The following is a 2,135-nucleotide window of genomic DNA, read 5'->3' as shown; positions in this document are numbered from 1 at the left end:
GTACCACGATCCTTTCTTCCGCTTGGGTTACCTGGAGGAAAGTATCAAGCTCTTGCCTGAACGAGAGGCATGGTTGGGGCCGACACCCCCCACCTCACTGGCGGAGGTCACGCTCGATGTGGCACCGCTCGCCGCTCGTCTTAAGGAAGCAAGGAACAAGATTCACCGCGTCCGCCTGTGGCAACATCCGCAGCTGGCTGTCACGGGTGAGATAGAAGGGGAGCATCTCTCCTGGACCTCGGCATAGGGGAGCATGCCATGCAACTGCTCGTCTTCGACCTGAAGGGTTCGCTGGCCCATTTCCGCCGGCCTGACACTATGGGCACGCAGGCAACCTACCCCTTCATTACCAGAACGGCACTGCAGGGCCTCATCGCCTCTGTGCTGGGCGTCGACCGACTACCCGAAGAAGCACGGTGCGGCCTCCGGCTGTTGAGCCCGGTACGGACCGTTGCCCAGGAACTCAGCATGCACGGCAAGTCCTGGGTCTCCGGAGGGGACGAGAAGAGTTACCGGAGGCCCACCGCCATCGAACTGGTGGTCAAGCCCCGTTACCGTGTCTACTACACGGGAGCCTTCGTGGAAGAACTCAAAGCTCTCTTGCAGGACAGCCGCAGCCACTACCACACCTACTTGGGTAGCGCCTTCTGCCTGACCTTCCCGCGATGGGTCAAGGCTGTGGCGGAGCCGCAAGAAGTGGAGCCTGACCCCTCCCGAGAAATGGTGTGCGTCACCGTGGTACCTTCACCCGCGGTAGCGCGCCTCCTGCCCGAGGTCGGTCGCCAGTACGCGCGCGTAGGCGGGATCCTGAAGGACTACCTTGGAAACAGGTGCTTTCGCGGGTCAGTGGCAGTAATCTACGAGGTCGACGGCGGTCCCCTCCGCTTCAAACCCAAGGCGAGCACTGCCGAGGCATTCTGGCGCTTTTATGCCGTTCCCGACGAGGGGATCGTATGCCTCTGGTAGTGCCGCTTGCGGAGTGTCGGGCGCGGCCAGACCAAACCGCGACGCGGTGGCCGCTGGTGGAACACCTCACCGAGGTAGCCAGCCACTGCGGGAGCGCGACGGGCAGCCGAGAGGAGCGCCTCGCCTTCCTGGCGGGGCTGCTCCATGATGCCGGCAAGTGCCAGGCCGCTTGGCAATCGTACGCGCGTGCCCAAACCGGCAAAGGGCCACCTCACGCACCGCTGAGCGCCGCACTGTTTGCCTGGCTGGCCGAGGCCCTGATCGCCACCTGGGAGTTGGAGCCCGGAAGCAAGCAGGAACTCCGTCGACTGTGTCTGGATTGGACGCGTCTCATCTACTGCCACCACGATGCGCTCGATGACCTCGACCTGCGCCCGCCGTGGGAAAAGTCCTGGGCCCCTGCGGAGCTGGCCGCTATGTGGGCAACTTGCGATGTCATCGGGCTCGTGCAACTCGTCCGCTCCCACTTCCCGGAGTTGACCGTCCAGATCGGCCCCTTCCCGGACTGGCTTGCCGAATACGGCGATGTCTGGGAGAGGCGTGTGCGCTTCATTAGTTCAGTACCTCCCTCCGGGGCCACTGCGCTGGGGGACAACGGGGCGGCACCCGCGCCCCACCCGGGGCTCCGCCTTGCGCATCTGTCAGGGCAGCTGATTAGCGCCGACCGCTACCACGCAGGCCAATTCCAGCTGGTGACGCTGCGCCCCAGCGAAGCCCGCGCCGCACTGGCGCACCTCCACGCGTTCTGCCAGGCGCGCGCAGAAGAAAGACTGGCCGCAGGCGCCTCTCCCCAGCTGGTGGCGGCACGGGCCGCACTTCAACAGCAAGCGGTCGAGCGATACCACCGCACTGCAGAGTCAGCCTTCTTTTCTCTCACCCTCCCCACTGGCTATGGCAAGACGCTCACCAGTGTGCGGGTTGCGTTGGAAGCCGTGGCCGATGGCCGATGTAGCAGACTCATCTTTGTGGCCCCCTATCTCTCTATCCTCTCCCAGGCGGCCGATGAGGTGTACCGCGCCACCAAACTGCCGGTGCTCCAGCACCACAGTCTCTCCCTGCTCGAGCACGGGGACGACGACGACGTGGAAGCACTCGACAGCTGGCAGGCGTCCGTCATCCTCACCACTTTCAACCAGCTTTTCCGCGTGCTCTTCCCCCGCAGGGCCCAG

At 64.5% G+C, this 2,135-nt stretch carries 3 protein-coding genes; all 3 read left to right on the top strand.

From position 1 onward, the window contains the following. Positions 1-247: CRISPR-associated protein (locus tag H5U38_05505; protein MBC7186471.1), on the top strand; the 247-nt coding region annotated here is incomplete at its 5' end. Between the two features lie 11 nt (positions 248-258). Next, positions 259-966 carry a CRISPR-associated protein Cas5 gene (gene cas5, locus H5U38_05500; GenBank protein MBC7186470.1) on the top strand — a complete coding sequence of 236 codons (708 nt, stop codon included), beginning with the start codon at positions 259-261 and terminating at the stop codon, positions 964-966. After that, on the top strand, positions 954-2,135 hold a 1,182-nt coding region (locus H5U38_05495), incomplete at its 3' end, for a CRISPR-associated endonuclease Cas3'' (GenBank protein ID MBC7186469.1). The genes cas5 and H5U38_05495, both read left to right, overlap by 13 nt.

It is taken from the genome of Calditrichota bacterium (assembly GCA_014359355.1).
In the GTDB taxonomy this organism is placed as follows: Bacteria; Zhuqueibacterota; Zhuqueibacteria; order JANLFK01; family Oleimicrobiaceae; genus Oleimicrobium.
Note: the sequence above shows the minus strand (reverse complement) of the source record. Positions and strands in the feature narration are given on the sequence as shown.